Below are 18,181 nucleotides of genomic sequence, written 5' to 3' on the forward strand. Positions count from 1 at the left end.
GGCGGCTCGGCGGCTCGCCGAACACGATGCCGGGACGGAGAGAGCATGCGAGCCTTCATGACCCTACACCGCCGGCAGTCGATGGGCGCGGACGACCGCGATCAGCACCGGCGCGCCGACCAGCGCCGTGATCACCCCGAGCGGCATCTCCGAGGGTGCCACCAGCAGTCTCGACAGCACGTCCGCCCCGAGTATCAGGATCGGCCCCAGCGGCAGGGCCAGCCACAGCGTGCGGCGAATGTCCGGTCCGGCGAGCGCTCGCGCCGCGAACGGCACCACCAGACCGACGAAGGCGATGGGCCCCGCGACCGCCGTCGCCGCTCCGACCAGCAGCGCGACGGCGACGACCGTCAGCAGGCGTACCAGGCGCGGGCGATGCCCGAGACCGACGGCGACCCGTTCTCCCAGCGCCAGTGCCGCCAGCGGTCGCGCCACGGCGAGCGTGATCGCCCCCGCCGCCGCCAGGCTTGGCAGGATTGCCCGCAGATCCTCGAGCCGGCGCCCGGCCAGACTGCCGACGATCCAGAAGCGGATCTCGTCGGCGGAGCGCTGGTCGACCAGCAGGATCAGCGAGGTCAGTGCCCCCAGCAGCCCGGAGAGCACGGCGCCGGCGAGTACCAGCCGTACCGGATCGCCACCGACGCCGTTGAGCCGGGCCGCCGCCAGCACGAAAAGACACCCGGCCAGCGCGCCCAACTGCGCGACCGAGACGCGCAGCGTGGCAGCGCTCGCCCCGAGCATCAGCGCCACGGCCACCGCCAGGGCGCTGCCGGCGCTGACGCCGAGCAGCCCGGGCTCGGCCAGCGGGTTGCGCGCCGCCGCCTGGATCAGGGCGCCGGCGACGCCGAGTGCGATGCCGACACCGACGCCGACCGCCGTGCGTGGCGCGCGCAGCGACTCGACCAGGAAGCGCGCCTCGGCATCGCCGTTGCCGGTCAACACCGACCAGGCGTCGGCTGGGCCGATCTCGCCGGCACCGAAGAGCAGGCTCGCTAGCGTCATCAGGGCGAGACAAAGCAGCAGCCCCAGCATCAGCCGGGGCAGCGGGTAACGGTGCGAAGCGGCTGAATCAGTCACGGGAATCAGTCATCGTCTTTCCAACTCATGGCGCCAGGGCGGCTTCGATATCGTCCAGCACCCGAGAGGCCGCCATCGGACCGGACGCGCTGGTCCAGAGTTGGCCATCCACGGGAACGACGCGGTCGTGCTGCACCACGTCGAGACGCGCAAAGGCCGGTGACTGACGGGCTTTCTCCAGCGCCGCCTCGCCCTCGGCGTTGAGCGTGGCGAGGAACAGCCAGTCGTTGTCGATGCGTGCCAGGTTCTCCAGGCTCAGCGGATCGCTGTGCGGACGGTCGTCTTTGACCACGCCGCCGTCCTCGACCGTGAAGCCGGCGGCGGCGAGCAGGCCGGTGGCGAACAGCCGTGTGGACATTACCATCGGCCCATTCGGCATCCAGCGCGCCAGCGTCACCTCGGGCGCGGGTTGCGGCTGACGCTTGGCCAGCGAATGTGAGCGATTATCAATTTCATCAAGCGCGCTGTCCACCGGTGTTTCCCGGCCCAGGGCCCTGGCGAACAGGCGGGCCTCGTCCTTCCAGGCGTCCGGCTCGAAGCCCTGGGTCGTCGGGACGATGGTCGGCGCCAAGCGCGAGAGCAGCGCGTACTGCGCCTGCGGCAGGCGCGGTGGGGCGAGGATCAGGTCGGGACGCAGGGCGACGACCGCCTCCATGTTGGTCTCGCGGGCGGTGCCGACGATGGCGATGCCTTCGGCGGCATCGCCGAGATAGGCGGCGACGCCGTCACCGCCCCGCGTCGCCACCGCACCCAGCGGCGTGATGCCGGCGGTCAGGGCGGTGTCCAGCGCCCCTTCGTAGAGCGTGACCACGCGCGCCGGCTGGCCGTCGACGTCGACCTCGCCGTAGGCGGTTTCCAGCGTGCGCGCCTGGACGGCACTGGCCATGCCGCCCTGTGCCAGCGTTGCCAGGGCCAGCACCGCGCAGAACCGCGAGATGCCGGGGGGTAGAAAACGCAGTTGCATGAAAGTCTCCCTTGCGTCGTCGAGACGGCGCCGCGTCGTTTGCGCCGCCGTCCGGGTTGATGATCCGTGATGCGGGATGAGCGAGAGGCCCGGCCGGCAGCGTCGCCAGCGGGGATGACGTCCCCGCGCCTCAGAACTCGAGATTGATGCCGACCCAGTAGCGGCGGCCATCCTCGACCAGACCGTAGTCGTCGTAGTCCACGTCCTTGTCGAAGATGTTGTAGACACCGAACAGGAAATGGGCCTGCGGTGCGATCGCCCAGCTGCCGCCGGCATCGACGAAGGTATAGGACGGTGCCTGCAGCGAGCTGGCGGAGCGCCCCCCGGTCGGCTCGCTCTCCTCGCCGCGGTAGGTGACGCGCGACCAGCCGCTGAAGCGACCGCTGGGGTTCCAGTCGAGCGTGGCGGTCGCCAGGTGCTTGGGCAGCTTGGTCAGCGGCCGGCCCTCGTACTCGCCGGATTTCTGTTCGGAGTCGGTGAAGGTGTAACTCGACGTCAGCGACAATGACTCGGTCAGCGGCGTGGCCAGCGAGAGTTCGACGCCCTGCGTGGTCGCCTCGTCGACGTTGACGCGATAGGTGGGGTCGGCTCCAAAACTATTCTGCCCGTCCGTACAGATATCGACCGGGCAACCGACACGGGTGATCTTGTCCTCGAACGCGTTGTAGAACAGCGTCGCGCTGGCGCTCGTGCCGTCGTCGCCGCTGTAGACCAGCCCAAGCTCGTGATTGAGCGAGGTTTCCGGCTCGAGATCCGGATTGCCGTAGATATTCCCGCCACGGCTGACCTGGCCCCAGCCCGGGGTGATCTCGCGCAGCGCGGGAGACCGGTAGCCGGAGGAGACGCCGCCCTTGAGCGTCCAGTTCGGCGCCATGCTCCAGACGCCGTAGAGGCGTGGGCTGACGTGACTGCCGAAGTTCTCGTTGTCGTCCATGCGCACGCCGCCGGTCAGCGAGAAGCTGTCGGTCAACGACCATTCGTCCTCGACGAACAGTGCCCACTGATAGACGTCGATGTTGTCGATGCCGGTATCGAGGTCATTGCTGGTCGAGTCGTCCAGCTCCTGCTTTTCGTAGTTGGCGCCGACGGTCAGGATATGCGAGGCGAACGGCATCACCAGGCGCGAGTCGGCCACCGTGTTGGTGATCTCCATGTCGCGAGACTTGTTCTCCGCGGTCTCGCGCTGTACGTAGGAGTCGCTGGTGCCGATACCCCAGCGCCCGGTATGCGTGATGGTGAAGTGCTCACGGTTGAAATCGTTGTCGGAGTCCGTGCACGGCCCGCGGCAGCCGGTTTCGGACGCCGACACGCCCACGTGCGACTGGCGCTCCTGCTCGGTGCGCCCGGCCTCGAAGGTGAAATCGTGGTTTTCGCCCGGCGTCAGTGACAGTCGCACCGTACCGTTACGCAGCTCCTTGTCTTCGTAACCATCGATGATGTGGTCTTCGTCCCGCGTGGAATAGCGCCCGTTCACCTGCAGGCCGAGGAGCCCCTCCTTGAGTGGGCCGGCCACGTAGAACTGGGTCTGCTGTTCGTTGCCGGAATCGCGGTCTTCCTGAATGGTGGTGTCGACCTGGAGATTGCCGTGCCACTCGTCGGCCACCTTGCGCGTGATGATGTTGATGACCCCACCAATGGCATCGGAGCCGTAGAGCGTCGACATCGGCCCGCGGATTACCTCGATACGGTCGATTGCCTGCAACGGTGGCAACCAGTCCTGCTCGAAGCCGGCACTGCCGTTGGGACGGGTCTCGCGGGTGGACTGTCGCCGACCGTCGACCAGAATCAGCGTGTACTGTGCCGGCATGCCGCGAATGCTGATGTCGGCGCCGTTGTCGCCCGCCCCGCCGCCGGTCACGATGACGCCGGGCACGTTGCGCAGGGCATCGGTGACGTCTCGGTACTGGTGATCCTCCAGCGCCTCGCGCGTGACCACGCTGATCGAGGCCGGAGCTCTGGCGACCTGCTGGGCGTAGCCGGCGGCGGTGACGACCATCGGATCGAGTGACTCCTGGGCCTGACTGCTGCCGGCAAACCCGGCGACACCGGCCACTGCGAGAGTGGAGAGGCGGAATGGCGTTGACAACATCATTGGGTTCCCTTGTAAGACGAGCCCCCGGGCGGGGCGATTTCTCACGGTCGAGAAATTCAATACGAATATTTATCATTTAGATTCTTCCACATTCTTCTGATAACGTTGCGAGACAACGCGTTGCGCTTTGCGCAACGTCGAATCGATTCCAGTTAGTTCGGGCGGCATGCTTCCCCGCGCCGCCCGAATGACTGTCTCCCCGGGAGCGGTATCGCATGTACGATCTCGACGCCTTGGCAACCTTCGCCGAGGTCATGCGCAGCGGCAGCCTGACCTCGAGCGCCCGGCGTCTGGGTGTCGCCAAGTCGACCCTGAGTCGACGCATCGCGCATCTCGAGGCCCAACTGGAGCAGCCGTTGCTGAGGCGCCAGGCCAACCGGCTGCTGCCGACCGAGGCCGGCAGCCTGTTTCTGGACTACGCCTGGGAAATGTTGCGGCTTGCCGAATGTAGCCATCGGGCGCTGGACGACCTCCGGGCGGAGGTCAGCGGCCAGGTGGTGATCAAGGTGCACTCGGCGCTTGCGCGCGGCTGGATGGCACGTCAGGCCGAGGACTTTCTGGCGCGACATCCGCAGGCGCGGATTGTTCTGCATACCCTGCAGGCGCCGCCGGTCGCGCCGGATGCCAACGCCATCCATGTCTGGCTGGGAGAGATCGGCGAGTGCGGGTTGCGTCAGGAGCGTCTCGGCTGGTTGACCTACGGTATCTATGCCAGCCCCGAACACCTCGAGCGCCACGGGGCGCCGCGCCATCCGCGGGATTTGCGTCAGTACCGCTGGATCGATCGCCTCGGTGATATCGAGGATGGGCTGACACTGAGCCACCCGGAGCAGGGCGAGCATCCGCTACCGGCAACGACCTCGCGCCTGCAGGTCGACCAACTGGTGCTGCATGCCGATGCCATCGTCCGTGGCCAGGGGCTCGGACTGATGCCTCACTGGATGGCCGAAGAGCGCCTGCGCCACCACCCGGGGGCGCTGGTACCCTGCCTGGCCGACTGGCAGGCCCCGGCGCAACCCATTGCCCTGCTTTATCCTCATGGCCATCTGCCGCGCAAGGTGGCCGTCCTGTTGGAGCATTTGCGGCAGGGTGTTCCGGACGTCTGGCGAAAACCTCCCTAGTACGCCCACGGCATGACTGCTCCGTGGAAACCTGAAGCCGATCAAGCGCGGGCCAGATTGTCACGCCGCGCTGACGATACCGTCTTCCTTGCTGATGCAACCTGCACTGTCGGGCCCTTCGAGACGGGCGATCAGTGGCACTCGGAGGAAATTCCCGATACCCGCCACCTCGATCTCTGAGGCAAATCCGTGGGTCCGAGGTGTGGATTTAATGATCCCCGTCAAGGCAGGCGTGTGGGCCCCGGTCTATACCGCACAAGGTGCTCCGGTAAGGGGGGAGAAGCTGGAGTTTTGGCGATTTTCCACGTGTTTTCGTAACAGGGGGAGCGACATGAGTCACCAAACGGCAACGAACCAATATGACGCCCGGATGCGGGATCTCTGGGAGACCTGGTCGAGCTTCAATCCGTGGCTGCGCGTCGGCCAGACGATGGCCGACGGCCTCGAGCAGGCGATGCAGCATCAACTCGATGCCCTGCAGCGCTACAGTCAGATGAGTGCCCGGTGTCTGCGTGCGGCCAACGATATCCAGGATGCCGACGACATGCAGCGTTTTCTGTCGCAGCAGGTCGAATGGCTGAGCGAATGGACCGATCAGTTGATGGAGGACGCCCGGATGATGGCCGAGATCGGCCAGGGCTGCGGCCGGGATCTCACCCAGGCCTTCTCCGAGACCGGCGAGGCGCTCAACCAACGCATCGACGAGACCGCGCGCCAGGTCGGCAAGGTCGGTCTGGAGGCCGTCGAGCGCACCACCGCAGGCGCCGTCAACGATCCGGGCGACACCATCGGCAAGGCAGCGGGCACGACGCGCAGCAAGAGCCGGGCTTCCTAGGGAGCTGCCTCGGCGCCCGACGGTCGCGTATGGCGGGTCGGGAAACGGTCGGCTCCCGGCGACTTAACAGCGTCGCGTCTAGCGTCTACCTTGAGAGCGTCAGGACCGCAAGGCTGACCGCGCGTCCCGCCAAGGGATGCCCGGGACGGGGCGTCCGGGACGCGCCTTCACGCACGGAAACGCCATGCACGACACAGGAGGCATCATGGCCAGCGAGACACTCGACAAGGATCAGGCGAAGGACATCATCAGCCGCGCGGTGCACCCCTACGTGTGCAAGTTCCACGAGGAGAAGGGCGAGAATTTCGACCGCTTCACCGTCGACATGGATGACGAGACCCAGGAATTCGAGATCGACCCCGCCACCTGGCAGGACAGGGCGGCACTGCTCGAGCGCCTGGAAATGGTCCGCACACGGCTGGTGGGGCGCGGCGGCAAGGTCGCCGACTTCACGCCCTGAAACGCCCGGGCGCGATAACCGCGAGGAGATCACGCATGTCACGTCAGCAGCTGCCCGCCGGTGCCGCCCGGCTCGCCGAACAGTACCCGGAAGTCTGGGACGCCTACGCCGGGCTCGGCGAGGCCTGTGCCGAGGCCGGCCCGCTGGATGCGCGGACCCGACGTCTGATCAAGCTGGCCCTGGCGGTGGGCACGCGCTCCGAGGGCGCGGTGCACTCCCATGTGCGCCGTGCCCGGGCCGAGGGCATCGACGACGAATCGCTCAAGCAGGTGGCCCTGCTGGCGATTCCCACGCTGGGCTTTCCCAATGCGATTGCCGCGTTGACCTGGGTCGAGGATCTGCTCGACGAGTGAGAGGGTGCTTACAAAATGCCTGCGCTCGACAATACGGCGTTAAAATCGGCCTCAAAATGCTCATTTACCTCGGTAAACTCCGCTTTTTCGCCCGATTTTGCCTTGTCTTGTCTTCGCTCGCCGAATTTGTAAAACACCCTCTGAGCTCGGGCCTCGATCAGCTCAGGGCCAGCCACGAACGCGGGTCGTGGGCGACGGCCGCCCCCACGATGTAGGCGAAGACCACGAGCGCGGCCAGCGCCGCCGCGGCGCGCCCGCGGCGGATGGCGACGCTGCCGAGGCCGATGTAGACCACCAGGCCGACCAGCTTGGCCGCCAGCCAGGGCTGGCGCGTGGGCCAGGCCTGCAGCATGACCATCAGGGTGACCCCTGCCGCCAATAGCAGGGTATCGATCAGGTGCGGCACGATACGGACCCAGGGGCGTCGCAGCGCCGTCGAGCCGGTGGCCGACCACCAGGCGCGCAGGCCGAACAGCGTCACGCTGAGGGCGGCCGCGGCCATGTGGATGTGCTTGATCAGCGTATAGTCCATGTTCCTTCCCCCAGGTTCGACCCGATGGTACGCGAGTCGCTCGTTACCGGTCGACGAGGGGGCTGCGTGTCGCTATTCGATGCCATCCAGGATGCGTCGTGCCAGGGCGGCATAGTCGCCATCGAAATGGTGCCCGCCTCGGGTCTCGATTCTCTCCGCACTATCGAAAACGGCCGCCGGACACGCGCTGTCCGACTCTTCTTCCCCGTAGAAGCACTGGACCTTGCCGAGGTCGAGCCGACTCACCTCGGGCAGCAGGGGGCGTGCGTCCTGACTCGAATGGCCCAGGAGCTTGTCGGCGACATGGATGCCGAAGGTGGCATCCCGCGCCACTCCCAGCAGTGAAATGCGCACGATATGGCGTTTCACGTCGCCGGGGAGGCGGTTGACCGCAAAGGGCATGATGTCGGCACCGAAGGAATAACCGACGAGTATCACCCGGGACCGCCCCCACGCCGCGCGATAATGGCGGAGGATGGCCGCGAGATCCGTGGCGATCCGCTCGGGCGTCTTTTCATGCCAGAAGTAACGCAAGGAGTCGACACCGACCACGGGGATTCCCTGGCGCTGCAGATCCTCGCCGATGGTCTTGTCGAGATCCCGCCAGCCACCGTCACCCGACCAGATCACCGCCATGAGATCGCCTTTCCCCGCCACGGGAAGCTCGGTCAGCGGCAGGGTCGCCAGTGCCGTGTCGGGCTCGCGTGATACATCCCCTGTCTGCGCCAGCAGAGTATGGCTGGCCATCATGATGACCAGCGCCAATAGCCAGGCCTGGAGTCTGCGCGTCGGTTTCATTTGCTGATCAGCCCCTTTATGCCACCACTGATGAGTAACGCCGTATCACCCAGCGTGCGTGTCATCTCGATTCCGGGGCGTGCCGCCAGGTAGCGGGGACGCCAGACCGGATCGAACTTGGCCTTGTAGGCCCGCAGGCCCTGGAAGTTGTAGAAGTGTTCGGCATGGCGGAACATCAGCGCGCCGGCTCGGCTGAGTGCGGGCGCCAGGGCACGCGCTTCCAGCCCCGCCATCGGTGCCATGCCCAGATCGAATTCGACGTACCCCGCTTCACGCCCCCATAGCATCAGCTCGATGAACAGCTGATCCATCACGCCGTTGGGGGCATCGTCGCGATGGCGCATCAGGTCAATGGAAAGCTCGCGCCGATCGGGCGACGCGCACAGCGTGGCGAATGCCAGCAGGCGCCCCTCTAGCCGGATCGTCGCCACGGGAAAGTGGCGGATATAGTCACGGTCGAAACGCCCGATGGAAAAGCCCTTTTCCTTGACGTTCTTGGCATTCAGCCACTGATCCGAGACGACCTGCAGCTCGTCGATGATCGTCGGCACGCTGGCGCGGGGGACGACCGTGAAGGCGAGCTTCCCGCGCCGTCCCCGGTTCCAGGTCTGGCGCAACTTGGCTCTCGCGGCCCCTTGCAGGTCGAAGTCGCCGAGTGGCACGTAGGCTTGCTCCCCCAGCTTCTGAAACGCCAGGCCCGCCTCGGCGAACATCGGCATGGTGTCGGCGGAGATCTGGTAGAACGACGGGCGTCCGCCGTTTTGACGGCAGGTCTCCAGGAACGTCCACACCAGCTCGTGGCGTTCATCCAGGCGGCCGACCGGCTCGCCCATGGCGATCCAGCTCTTGCCCTGCAGGCCGAACATGATGAAGCTCTCGCCGCTTTGGCTGAACAGCAGATGCTTGTCACCGAGCAGCGCCAGCCAGGCCGCCGAGCCGACGTTCTGCGCCCCTTGAATGACGCGCTCGGCGCGCGCCAGATCCGCCGAAGCCGGCAGGGCCAGCGCCGAGGGCGACAGGGCGGGACGCAGGGCCAGACGCAGGGCCACCAGCGCCAGCACGGCCACCATGCCCAGACTCGCGCGCAAAAAGCGCGGCGCCCCCTGATCGAGGACGAAGGTCCACCACAGCTCATTGGTGTATTCGACATGCCGGTAGGCAAAGAAGCCCAGCCACAGGTAAGCGGTGACGACGGCGGTGCTGACGATCAGCCAACTGACCGACGGCGTCAGGGCGAGCAGGCGGGCCTTGCGATCGAAGGCGCGACGACAGGCGGCGAGCGGGACCAGGGTCATGGCGAGCGCCAGCACTTGCGTCCACTCCGCGCCCCGGAACAGCGAGAAGAGGATGCCGCCGACGAGGCAGCCGCAAGCCAGCAGCCAGGCCCCGTTGAGCCGGTGACGCAGCCCGTCGGCGACCAGCAGCAGTGTCACGCCCAGCACGCTGCCCGCGAAGTGCGAGACCTCGATGACGCCGAGCGGTGCCAGGGCGGCCAGCCAGTCCGTGGCCGTGTCGTTGCGGGGTATCGCGCCCGAGACGAGCAGCACGATGCCCGAGGCGAAGACCAGCACGGCGAACAGTGACGGCGCCAGGGGCAGGGTCCAGGTCACGAGCCCCCGGGCCGGGCGTCGCAGGGTATGCCAGGCGAGCATCAGTCCGGCCAGGAACAGGGGGAGCAGGTAGTAGATGACGCGATAGGTCACCAGTGCGGCAATCGTGGCCGTCTTGGCCTCTTGCGGGACGGCGAGGAGAATCACCGCCTCGAAGACGCCGACGCCGCCGGGCACGTAACTGAGCAGGCCGATGGTGTTGGCAACGACGAACAGCCCCAGGAAACCCAGCGGCCCGAACCCGGCATGATCGGGCATGAGACTGTAGAGCGCCATCGCGGCAAGGGTGTGATCGACGAGCGCAATCCCTATCTGGCCGGCCGCCAGGGGCAGGCTCGGCACGCTCAGCGCATGGCCACGCCAGGTCAGGCGCCGGATATCGAGGGCGGCCAGCAGCAGCCATGCCACGGGGATGCCCAGCAGAGCGCACCCGAGAAGGGGGCCGAACCATGTCGGCAACGTCACCAACGCCGTCAGGCGCTGGCCCTCGCCGAGGATGGCGACGCCGAAGAGGGTCGTGAGCCCCAGCATCGTGGTCAGGGTGACGAAGCCGATGATCTTGGCGATTTCCAGGGCGCTCAGGCCCCAGCTCCCGTAGATCTTGTAGCGTAAGGCGCCCCCGCTGAGCATGTTCAGCCCCACGCTGTACGATAGGGCATAGGCGGTGAACGACGCAAAGGCGATGCGCCGATAGGGCAACGAGCGTTCGATCCAGCGAAACGCCAGGCGGTCGTGTGCCGAGAGTGCCAGATAGCTGCCCGCCGTGGCCGCGAGGGCCAACAGCAGGGCCGTGGGCGACTGGGCGGCGAGTTGTCGCTGAATCGTCCGCAGGTCGAACTGCGCCAATTCGCGGTGAATGAACACCAGGGCCAGCCCGAACAAGGCCAGGCCGATGAACATGGGCACCGCGTATCGCAAGCGACCCCGAAGGTGGGCCCGCCACGCGAGAAGGCGCGCCAGCCGGTCAGTCGGCATGGTCGACGGTCACCATGGCACGACGCCGTGAAGACGCGCCAACGCCTCTGGCGTCGGCAGGGGGCGATGGCAACGCGAGCCGTCTCGGATGGGGCATTCTAGTGGTCTCTGACCGGGCGAGGGGGTGGCCATGGGCCGACTCTCGCTCTGAGTCGCTCCCCCGCGTTTTGGTTCACTCGTCGGGGGCGATAAATGCATCGCGGTGATAGGCCGCGGCGGCGGCGACCTCGGCGACGCCGCTGATTCCCGGCGTCGGCGGCTCGCCACCGGCGAGGACCTCGAGCACAGCGTGCACCCCGCGCGGCAGCGAGGTCAGGTTGTAGCCGCCCTCCAGCACGAAGGCCAGCCGTCCCTGGCAGTGGCGCCGGGCCAGTGCCTGCAACCGGCCGGTCAGCGCGCCGAAGCCTTCGTAGGTGACGTTCAGGGCCAGGTCGTTCCAGTGCGGGTCGAAGCCCGCCGAGACCAGGATCAGGTCGGGCCGGAACCACTCGGCGGCGGGGGCGAGGATCTCGTCGAAGGCCTTGAGAAAGGCCGCGTCCCCGGCGCCGGCGGGCAGCGGTACGTTGACGGTGGTGCCTTCGCCCAGTCCCACGCCGACCTCCTCGAGCCGGCCGGAGCCGGGAAAGTAGGGCGGGGCGCGGTGGATGTCGAAGAACAGCACGCTGGGATCGGCCCAGAAGATCTCCTGGGTGCCGTTGCCGTGGTGGGCGTCCCAGTCGACGATCAGCACCCGTTCGCAGCCCAGCTCGGCGCGGGCGTGGGCGGCGGCCACTGCCACGTTGTTGAACAGGCAGAAGCCGCGTGCGCGGACCGGCTCGGCATGGTGGCCGGGCGGGCGGACCAGGGCGAAGGCGCTGGCGGTGCGCCCCGCGACGACGGCTTCCACCGCGGCGATGGCGGTGCCGGCGGCGACTTCGGCGGCCTCGGCGCTGCCCGGCGAGACCGCGGTGGTATCGACGTCCAGCCAGGCGCTCTTGCCGCGCAGCTCGAGGATGTTGGCGACGTAGGAGGAGGTATGCACCCGGCAGAGCTGTTCGCGGGTGGCGGCCTGGCCGGTCTCGAACGTCACCCCGGCGATCGGCTCGCTGTCCAGCAACTGCTTGATGACGGTCAGCCGCCCCGGATGCTCCGGATACTGCCAGGTGACGTCGAGGCTCGAGAGAATCTGGCGCAGGTGGCGGTCCAGGCGTGAGGAGAGCAGCGGCACGTTGCCGTCGGGCTGGTGGGCCAGAACCCGCTCATCGTAGAACACGGTGACAGATGCATCTGGTGCGGTCACGAGGCCTCCCGGAATGTCGAACGCTGTTCTTCTTGGTGTCGTCACTGACAACCATAGCCTACCCGGGGGCTTGCGAAAGGGCGTGATGACCGGCAGCGGTGCGGGGCGGGATATCCGCTCGGCACCGTTGCCGGTCGTCGCGCCCGGCGTCACGACAGGGACGCTTCCTCGTAGTCGAGCTCGCGGATCAGCGTCTGCAGCATCGGTTCGTCGATGCGGCGGCGCTTGCGCAGGCGGTAGAGTTCCTGACGCTGCACGGCGATCGCCTGGCGGCGCAGCTCGGTTTCCAGGGTATGGTGACGGCGCGCCTGCTCGGCGCGTTCATCGCGCTCCAGGGTCATCGCCTGGAGTTCCTGGCGGTAGGATTCGATGAGATGCGCGGCGATCGAGCGATGCAGTTCGGCTTCTTCTTCGTCGGTCGCGGCCGCCCGGTTCTCCAGCCAGTCGAGGGCGGACTGGGTGGCCGCCTGGCGGGCGCGAACCAGTTCGCGCTCGTGCTGAGCCAGGTCGTCGAGCGACAGGAAGCGCATGAAATAGGGCACCCCCAGCGCGCCGATCAGCAGCGACAGGATGATCACCGCCGCGGCGATGAAGATCATCAGGTCGCGGCCCGGGAAGGGCGCGCCGTTGATCAGCAGCGGCACCGAGAGCACGCCCGCCAGGGTGATCGCCCCGCGCACGCCGGCCACCGAGCTCAGTGCCGTGACCAGCAGGCGCGGCTGGCTCTCGGCGGACTTGCCGCGCAGCCGGAGAATGCGCTCCTCGGCCCAGTGGTAGACGTAGACGAAGGCGAAGCGGATCACCAGCAGCACGCCCATCAGCGCCAGGGCATAGCCGCTCAGCGTGACGATGCCCAGCTCCTGCGGGCCGGCGGACGACCAGACGCGCTCGACGATGCCCGGGAACTGCAGGCCCAGCAGCAGGAACACCGCGCCGTTGAAGCAGAAGTCGAGCATCTCCCAGATGCTGCGGTTGAGGATGCGCGTGCTGGTCTTGACCGGCAGCATGTCGACGCGGCTCTGCACCATGCCGGCGGCCACCGCGGACAGGATCCCCGACATGCCGGCGTGCTCGGCGAGGAAGAACGCCGCGAACGGCAGCAGCAGGATGGTGACCACGTAGGTGGCCGAATCGTAGAGGTGGCGGGCGGTCATCCACTGCTTGAACTTGCCCACCAGCCAGCTCAGCCCGCCGCCGATCAACAGCCCGCCCAGCGCCACCACCAGGAATTCCCCGGAGACGGTGAGCAGCGAGAAGCTGCCGGTGACGGCGGCGGCGATGGCGAACTTGAACGACACCAGGCCGGTGGCGTCGTTCATCATCGCCTCGCCCTCGAGCTGATGCGCCATGTGGCGCGGCAGTCGACCCTGGGCGATGGCGATCACCGCCAGGGCGTCGGTGGGCGAGAGGATGGCCGCCAGGGCGAAGCTGGCGGCCATCGGGATCGTCGGCAGTAGCCAGTGGATGACGTAGCCGACCACGGCCACCGTGAGCAGCACCAGCAGCAGCGACATGGCGGCGATCTGGCCGCCGTACTCGGTGAACTCCTTCTTGGGGATCTTCCAGCCGTCATAGAACAGCAGCGGCGGAATGAACAGCATCATGAAGATCTCCGGGTCCAGCTCCACCGTCATGCCCAGCGGCGGCAGGGCCAGCACACTGCCCATCAGGATCTGCAGGATCGGCAGCGGCAGGGGGATGAGGTTGGCGAGCGGACGACTGGCGGCGACCGCCAGCGTCAACAGGAAGATCAGATTGAGGATGTCCATGGGGGGCCCGGTAACGACGTTTCGAAAGCGATGTTACAAGATTATCGGCGGAAACGGTGTTTTCTTCAGCGCCTTGCAGGGCCGCAAGGCTGCCCCGAAACACTTCATTTAATCTTTTTAAAACAATGGCTTGTCGTTTTATTGGTGGTTGCTGCACCGCCGAAGACGGCGGGCGATCTGCGGCCGGCTTGATGTGAATCAAGTCACGATGGCGGCCAGCGAGTCAGGTGTTGCGTGTCATTCCGACAGCCTTTGTCCGCCATTGTCTTATCGACTCGAATTTTATTGTCATTTTGATCCTCAACGTTGCCCCCGGCCCGCTGTACGCCCTGCCTGGCGGGGATTTCAGCACGATCGATGGCTGGCACGCAGATTGCCGTAGTGAAGAAAACCGTGCGGAGGATCGAGTGATGTCGCTGTCCAGGCAACTGACCCATCGGGCGCCGCTATGGCGATTGGCGTTTCGTCCCTTCTTTCTGCTTGCTGCGACGTTCGCGCTGCTGGCGATGCTGGTCTGGGGCGGCGTGTGGAACGGCTATGTGGTGCTCGCTCCCTACGGCGGGCTGATGTGGTGGCACCCGCACGAGATGCTGTTCGGTTTCGCCGCGGCGGTGGTGGTGGGGTTTCTGCTCACCGCGGTACGGAACTGGACCGGACAGCCGGGGATCGCCGGGTTGCCGCTGCTGGGGCTCGCCGCCCTCTGGCTGGCGGCGCGGCTGTTGATTGCCTTCCCCCAGGGAATGCCGGCGGTGGGCGTGGCGGTCGTCGATATCGCCTTCCTGCCGCTCGCCGCGGTGCTGCTGGCCCGGCCGGTGATCCGTTGCCGCCAGTGGCGCAACCTGATCTTCGTGCCGGTACTCGCGCTGCTCGCCGTGGCCAACCTGGCCACGCACCTGGCGCTGTATGGCGCCGCGCCGGAACTGCTGGGCGGTGGCGAGCACCTGGCCGTGTTGTTGATCACGCTGCTGATGGTGATCCTCGGCGGCCGGGTGATCCCCTTCTTCACCGCACGGCGGCTCGGCTTGTCCCAGGCGAGCCGGCCGGTGGTGCTGGAGGCGCTGGCGATCGGTGGCGCCGCGGCGTTGGTTGGCCTGCAACTGGCCGCCCTCTTGGGGGGCGAGGTACCGGCCGGCATCGGGGGCGTGGTCGCCGGGGTGGCGGCGCTCGCCAATCTCGTGCGCTGGCTGCGCTGGGCGGGTTGGCACGGCTGGCGCGATCCGCTGCTGTGGAGCCTGCACCTGAGCTATGGCTTCGTCTGCCTGGGGCTGTCGATGTGGGCGCTGGCGGCCTGGCATATCGTGAGCCTGTCGCTGGCGGTTCATGCGCTGACCGTGGGCGGCATGGCCAGCATGATGCTGGCGATGATGGCGCGGGTGGCGCTGGGGCATACCGGGCGGCCGATCGTCGCGCCACGGGGCATTGGCACGGCCCTGGCACTGATGCTGTTGGCCGGTGTCGCGCGCGCCCTGTTGCCGGCCCTCTGGCCGCAGAGCCTGCCCGTTGCGCTGGACCTCGCCGTGTTCGCCTGGTGCCTGGCGTTCGCCCTCTACCTGGCACGCTACGCGCCGGTGCTGGTGCGGGCCCGGGCCGACGGCGGCGATGGCTGAGGCGATGACCGGTCAGCCCAGGTCGTGGTTGACCGCCCAGACCGCGGCCTCGACCCGCGAGCGCAGACCGAGCTTCTTGAGCAGGTTCCTGACGTGGACCTTGACCGTGCCCTCGCTGATCGTCAGCCGGCGGGCGATCAGCTTGTTGCTCATGCCGCGGGCCAGGGCGCGCAGGATCTCGCCCTCGCGGGCGGTCAGCGAGGCCAGCACGTCTTCGCCCGGTGCCGCACGCGGGCCGCTCAGGGCCCGCGCCAGCAGGCCGGCGAGTCGCGGGCTGATCGCCATCTGGCCCTCGGCGGCCTCCTTGATCGCCGCCAGCAGGTCCTCGGGCTCCATGTCCTTGAGCAGGTAGCCATCGGCGCCGGCGCGCAGGGCGGCGACCACGTCCTCCTCGGCGTCGGAGACGGTGAGCATGACGATGCGCGCCTCGACGTCGGCTTCGCGCAGTGCCTTCAGCGCGCCCAGGCCATCCAGCCGGGCCATGTTCATGTCCATCAGGATCAACGCCGGTTCCAGGCGCACGGCGGCCTCGAGCGCCGCCTCGCCGTCGGCGGCCTCGCCGGCGACCGCTAGGGCCGGGTCCATCTCGAGCAACTGGCGCACGCCGCGGCGAAACAGCGGATGGTCGTCGACGATCAGGATCGCAGGGGTCATCGGACATCTCCCGGCAGTGGCAGGGCAGTGGCTTTCTGGTGGAGTTGCGGCGTGAAGCAAAGATGCACCTCGGTGCCGCCCCCGGGGGGCTCGCGCAGCTCTAGCCGGCCGTTCAGGCTCGCGGCGCGCTCGCGCATGATGATGGTGCCGTAGTGGTTGGGCTGGCTGTCCTGCCCGCCGAAACCGACCCCGTCGTCGCGAACGCTCACCGCTACCTGCCCCTGGTCGTCGGTGGCCAGACTGACTTCGCAGTGGCTCGCCCGGGCATGGTGGACGACGTTGGACAACGCCTCACGGACGATCTGCAGCGTGTGCACTTCCTCGTTGGGTGACAGCGGGCAATGGCCGAGGCGGTAAGCGAGGTGGATCATCGGCTCGCCGCGGCGCTCGAATTCGCGCACCGTCTCTTCCAGGGCGGCTTCCAGCCCCGGTTCGTTCATCTTCAGGCGGAACGTATTGAGCAGTTCGCGCAGTTGCCGGTAGGCGGCGTTGAGGCCCTCGCGCAGTTCGTCGACGATCGCCTCGGTGTCGGCATCGGAGCCGGTGCGACGCGCCTGGGCCTGGAGGCGAGCGACTTGGATCTTCAGATAGGAGAGCGCCTGGGCCAGCGAGTCGTGAAGTTCGCGGGCGATCACCGCGCGCTCGTCCATCAGCGCCAGGCGGCGTTGCTCGGCGTAGCCCTGGGCCAGCGAGATCGAGGTGCCGATCAGCCCGGCGATGGTCTCCACCAGGTCGCGCTGCCAGCGCCGGGGCGGGGAGTCGGGGGGATACTGCAGCAACAGCACGCCGAACTCGCGCCCGGCCTCGCTCACCGGCACCCGGTACACCCAGGGAGCGGTGTCATCGCTGCCGTCGAGGCAGGGCTTGCAGGCCGGCGCCCGGCAGAAGTCGGGACAGTCGCCGGGCTTGGTGGACAGGCGCAGGTAGGCGCGCTCGGCATCGGCCTGGGCCAGGCACAGGGTGATCGGCCCCAGCCCGGAGACCGCGGCGAGCTGCTCGAGCACGCGGCGATACCTGGCGTCGCCGGCGGGGGCCCCGTTGAGCTGGCGGGCCGTTTGATAGAGCAGGTTGAGCGTCTCGTTGCTGCGCTGGAGCTCGGCGGTCTTGGCCTCGACCCGTGCCTCGAGTTCGCCATAGATCTGCGACAGGCTCTCGTTCATCTGGTTGATGGTGCGCGACAGCAGGCCCAGTTCGTCGCCGGCGGTGTAGTGGGTGCGCCCGGCGAAGTCGCCGCGCCGCGAGCGGTCGACCACCTTGAGCAGGTCGCGCAGCGGCGGCATCACCTCGGTGGCCAGCTTGTACATGGTCAGGAACACCAGGCCCAGCGTCAAAAACAGGATGACGCCCTGAAACAGGCGCAGCAGCTGGATGCGCGACTCCGCCTCGCGCTGTAGTTGACCGACCAGCCGGTCGACCTGATCGACGAAGCCGCCGATCCGGCGGGTGGCGATCGACGGCGGAGTCGATGCGTCCTGCATCAGCGGACGCAGCCGGTCGCGCCACTGCTCGACGACCGAGCGGTACTGCCGGGTCAACGGGTGCTGTCGGTCGTCCGGCAGGCGTTCGGTGATCACCGGCGAGGTCAGGCTGCGGTCGAGTGCGGCGATCTGCGCCGCCGGCTGCCCGGGCGTGGCTCCGGACTGCAGGCGCGTGGCGAGCAGCCGGTAGGCCTGCATGCGCAGGGCGCCGGCCTGGTTGATCGCCGCCGCGTCGCCGCTGGCGGTCTCGGCGATGACGATCGAGCCGAGCATGCTGGTCAGCGCCAGCAGCACGATGCCGGCCATCGCCAGGCCGGCGCGGAAGGTCAGGGAACGGGTAATCGCGTGGGCCATGGGCTGTCGGGCGCTGCCTACCTCCAATGAATCGCCTCTGTCCCCGCCCCTCGCGTCTCCCCGGGCGGCTGGAAAAAAGAGGCGTCGAATCAGTGGCTTGTCGAAATCTGCCGGCTACCTCGAAAGAGGTAGTCCCCGCCAGGGTCGGTGATGACCGCCCGGGGCGTCTTGATCCAGGTCAACGGGCCTCCCGGCCCACTATAGCAAGGTCCGCTCAGAGCTC

Annotated in this window: 15 protein-coding genes; 5 read left to right on the forward strand and 10 right to left on the reverse strand. The window is 67.6% G+C overall.

Annotated elements, in window-relative coordinates:
- Nucleotides 1–63: 63 nt before the first annotated feature.
- The 3 genes from D0901_RS18495 to D0901_RS18505 all read right to left on the reverse strand — a co-directional run bounded on the left by D0901_RS18495 (nucleotide 64) and on the right by D0901_RS18505 (nucleotide 4,130).
- Nucleotides 64–1,032, reverse strand: coding sequence for a FecCD family ABC transporter permease (locus D0901_RS18495; RefSeq protein ID WP_129141806.1), 969 nt, complete (start codon nucleotides 1,030–1,032; stop codon nucleotides 64–66).
- A 70-nt stretch (nucleotides 1,033–1,102) separates the two neighbouring features.
- Nucleotides 1,103–2,041, reverse strand: coding sequence for an ABC transporter substrate-binding protein (locus tag D0901_RS18500; protein WP_129141780.1), 939 nt, complete (start codon nucleotides 2,039–2,041; stop codon nucleotides 1,103–1,105).
- Nucleotides 2,042–2,171: 130 nt separating this feature from the next.
- Complete coding sequence (locus tag D0901_RS18505) at nucleotides 2,172–4,130, reverse strand: ligand-gated channel protein (RefSeq protein ID WP_129141781.1); 1,959 nt, start codon at nucleotides 4,128–4,130, stop codon at nucleotides 2,172–2,174.
- Between the two features lie 218 nt (nucleotides 4,131–4,348).
- Here D0901_RS18505 and D0901_RS18510 point away from each other — a divergent pair, with 218 nt between their 5' ends.
- The 4 genes from D0901_RS18510 (at nucleotide 4,349) to D0901_RS18525 (ending at nucleotide 6,902) form a co-directional block, all read left to right on the forward strand.
- Nucleotides 4,349–5,254: a LysR family transcriptional regulator gene (locus tag D0901_RS18510; RefSeq protein WP_129141782.1), complete on the forward strand. Its 906-nt coding sequence runs from the start codon at nucleotides 4,349–4,351 to the stop codon at nucleotides 5,252–5,254.
- A gap of 331 nt (nucleotides 5,255–5,585) precedes the next feature.
- A complete protein-coding gene (locus D0901_RS18515; RefSeq protein ID WP_162500917.1) occupies nucleotides 5,586–6,089 on the forward strand; it encodes a phasin family protein in 504 nt (167 codons plus the stop codon).
- A gap of 184 nt (nucleotides 6,090–6,273) precedes the next feature.
- Nucleotides 6,274–6,549 (forward strand): hypothetical protein, encoded by a 276-nt coding sequence (locus tag D0901_RS18520; RefSeq protein WP_129141784.1) that lies wholly within the window; start codon nucleotides 6,274–6,276, stop codon nucleotides 6,547–6,549.
- Nucleotides 6,550–6,584: 35 nt separating this feature from the next.
- Nucleotides 6,585–6,902 (forward strand): carboxymuconolactone decarboxylase family protein, encoded by a 318-nt coding sequence (locus tag D0901_RS18525; protein ID WP_129141785.1) that lies wholly within the window; start codon nucleotides 6,585–6,587, stop codon nucleotides 6,900–6,902.
- Between the two features lie 157 nt (nucleotides 6,903–7,059).
- On the opposite strand, the gene D0901_RS18530 is transcribed toward D0901_RS18525, so the two are convergent.
- From D0901_RS18530 to D0901_RS18550, 5 genes are all read right to left on the reverse strand, one after another.
- Nucleotides 7,060–7,434: a SirB2 family protein gene (locus tag D0901_RS18530; RefSeq protein WP_129141786.1), complete on the reverse strand. Its 375-nt coding sequence runs from the start codon at nucleotides 7,432–7,434 to the stop codon at nucleotides 7,060–7,062.
- A 72-nt stretch (nucleotides 7,435–7,506) separates the two neighbouring features.
- Nucleotides 7,507–8,232, reverse strand: coding sequence for a virulence factor family protein (locus D0901_RS18535; protein WP_129141787.1), 726 nt, complete (start codon nucleotides 8,230–8,232; stop codon nucleotides 7,507–7,509).
- Nucleotides 8,229–10,742, reverse strand: coding sequence for a bifunctional lysylphosphatidylglycerol flippase/synthetase MprF (gene mprF / locus D0901_RS18540; protein WP_233440472.1), 2,514 nt, complete (start codon nucleotides 10,740–10,742; stop codon nucleotides 8,229–8,231). Before mprF ends, D0901_RS18535 begins: the two co-directional genes overlap by 4 nt.
- 247 nt (nucleotides 10,743–10,989) lie before the next feature.
- A complete protein-coding gene (locus tag D0901_RS18545; RefSeq protein ID WP_203234906.1) occupies nucleotides 10,990–12,096 on the reverse strand; it encodes a histone deacetylase family protein in 1,107 nt (368 codons plus the stop codon).
- A 149-nt stretch (nucleotides 12,097–12,245) separates the two neighbouring features.
- On the reverse strand, nucleotides 12,246–13,865 hold the full coding sequence (locus D0901_RS18550) for a Na+/H+ antiporter (protein WP_129141789.1): 1,620 nt from the start codon (nucleotides 13,863–13,865) through the stop codon (nucleotides 12,246–12,248).
- A 410-nt stretch (nucleotides 13,866–14,275) separates the two neighbouring features.
- Between D0901_RS18550 and D0901_RS18555 the strand changes: the two genes are divergently transcribed.
- The gene (locus D0901_RS18555; protein ID WP_129141790.1) at nucleotides 14,276–15,472 is read left to right on the forward strand and encodes an NnrS family protein; all 1,197 of its coding nucleotides are present in this window, start codon (nucleotides 14,276–14,278) and stop codon (nucleotides 15,470–15,472) included.
- Nucleotides 15,473–15,484: 12 nt separating this feature from the next.
- Here the strand turns inward: D0901_RS18555 and narL are convergent, their stop codons facing one another.
- Complete coding sequence (gene narL, locus D0901_RS18560; RefSeq protein ID WP_129141791.1) at nucleotides 15,485–16,126, reverse strand: two-component system response regulator NarL; 642 nt, start codon at nucleotides 16,124–16,126, stop codon at nucleotides 15,485–15,487.
- Nucleotides 16,123–17,958 carry a histidine kinase gene (locus D0901_RS18565; protein ID WP_129141792.1) on the reverse strand — a complete coding sequence of 612 codons (1,836 nt, stop codon included), beginning with the start codon at nucleotides 17,956–17,958 and terminating at the stop codon, nucleotides 16,123–16,125. Before D0901_RS18565 ends, narL begins: the two co-directional genes overlap by 4 nt.
- Nucleotides 17,959–18,181: the final 223 nt, after the last annotated feature.

The organism is Modicisalibacter coralii (assembly GCF_004117855.1).
Lineage (GTDB): Bacteria > Pseudomonadota > Gammaproteobacteria > Pseudomonadales > Halomonadaceae > Modicisalibacter > Modicisalibacter coralii.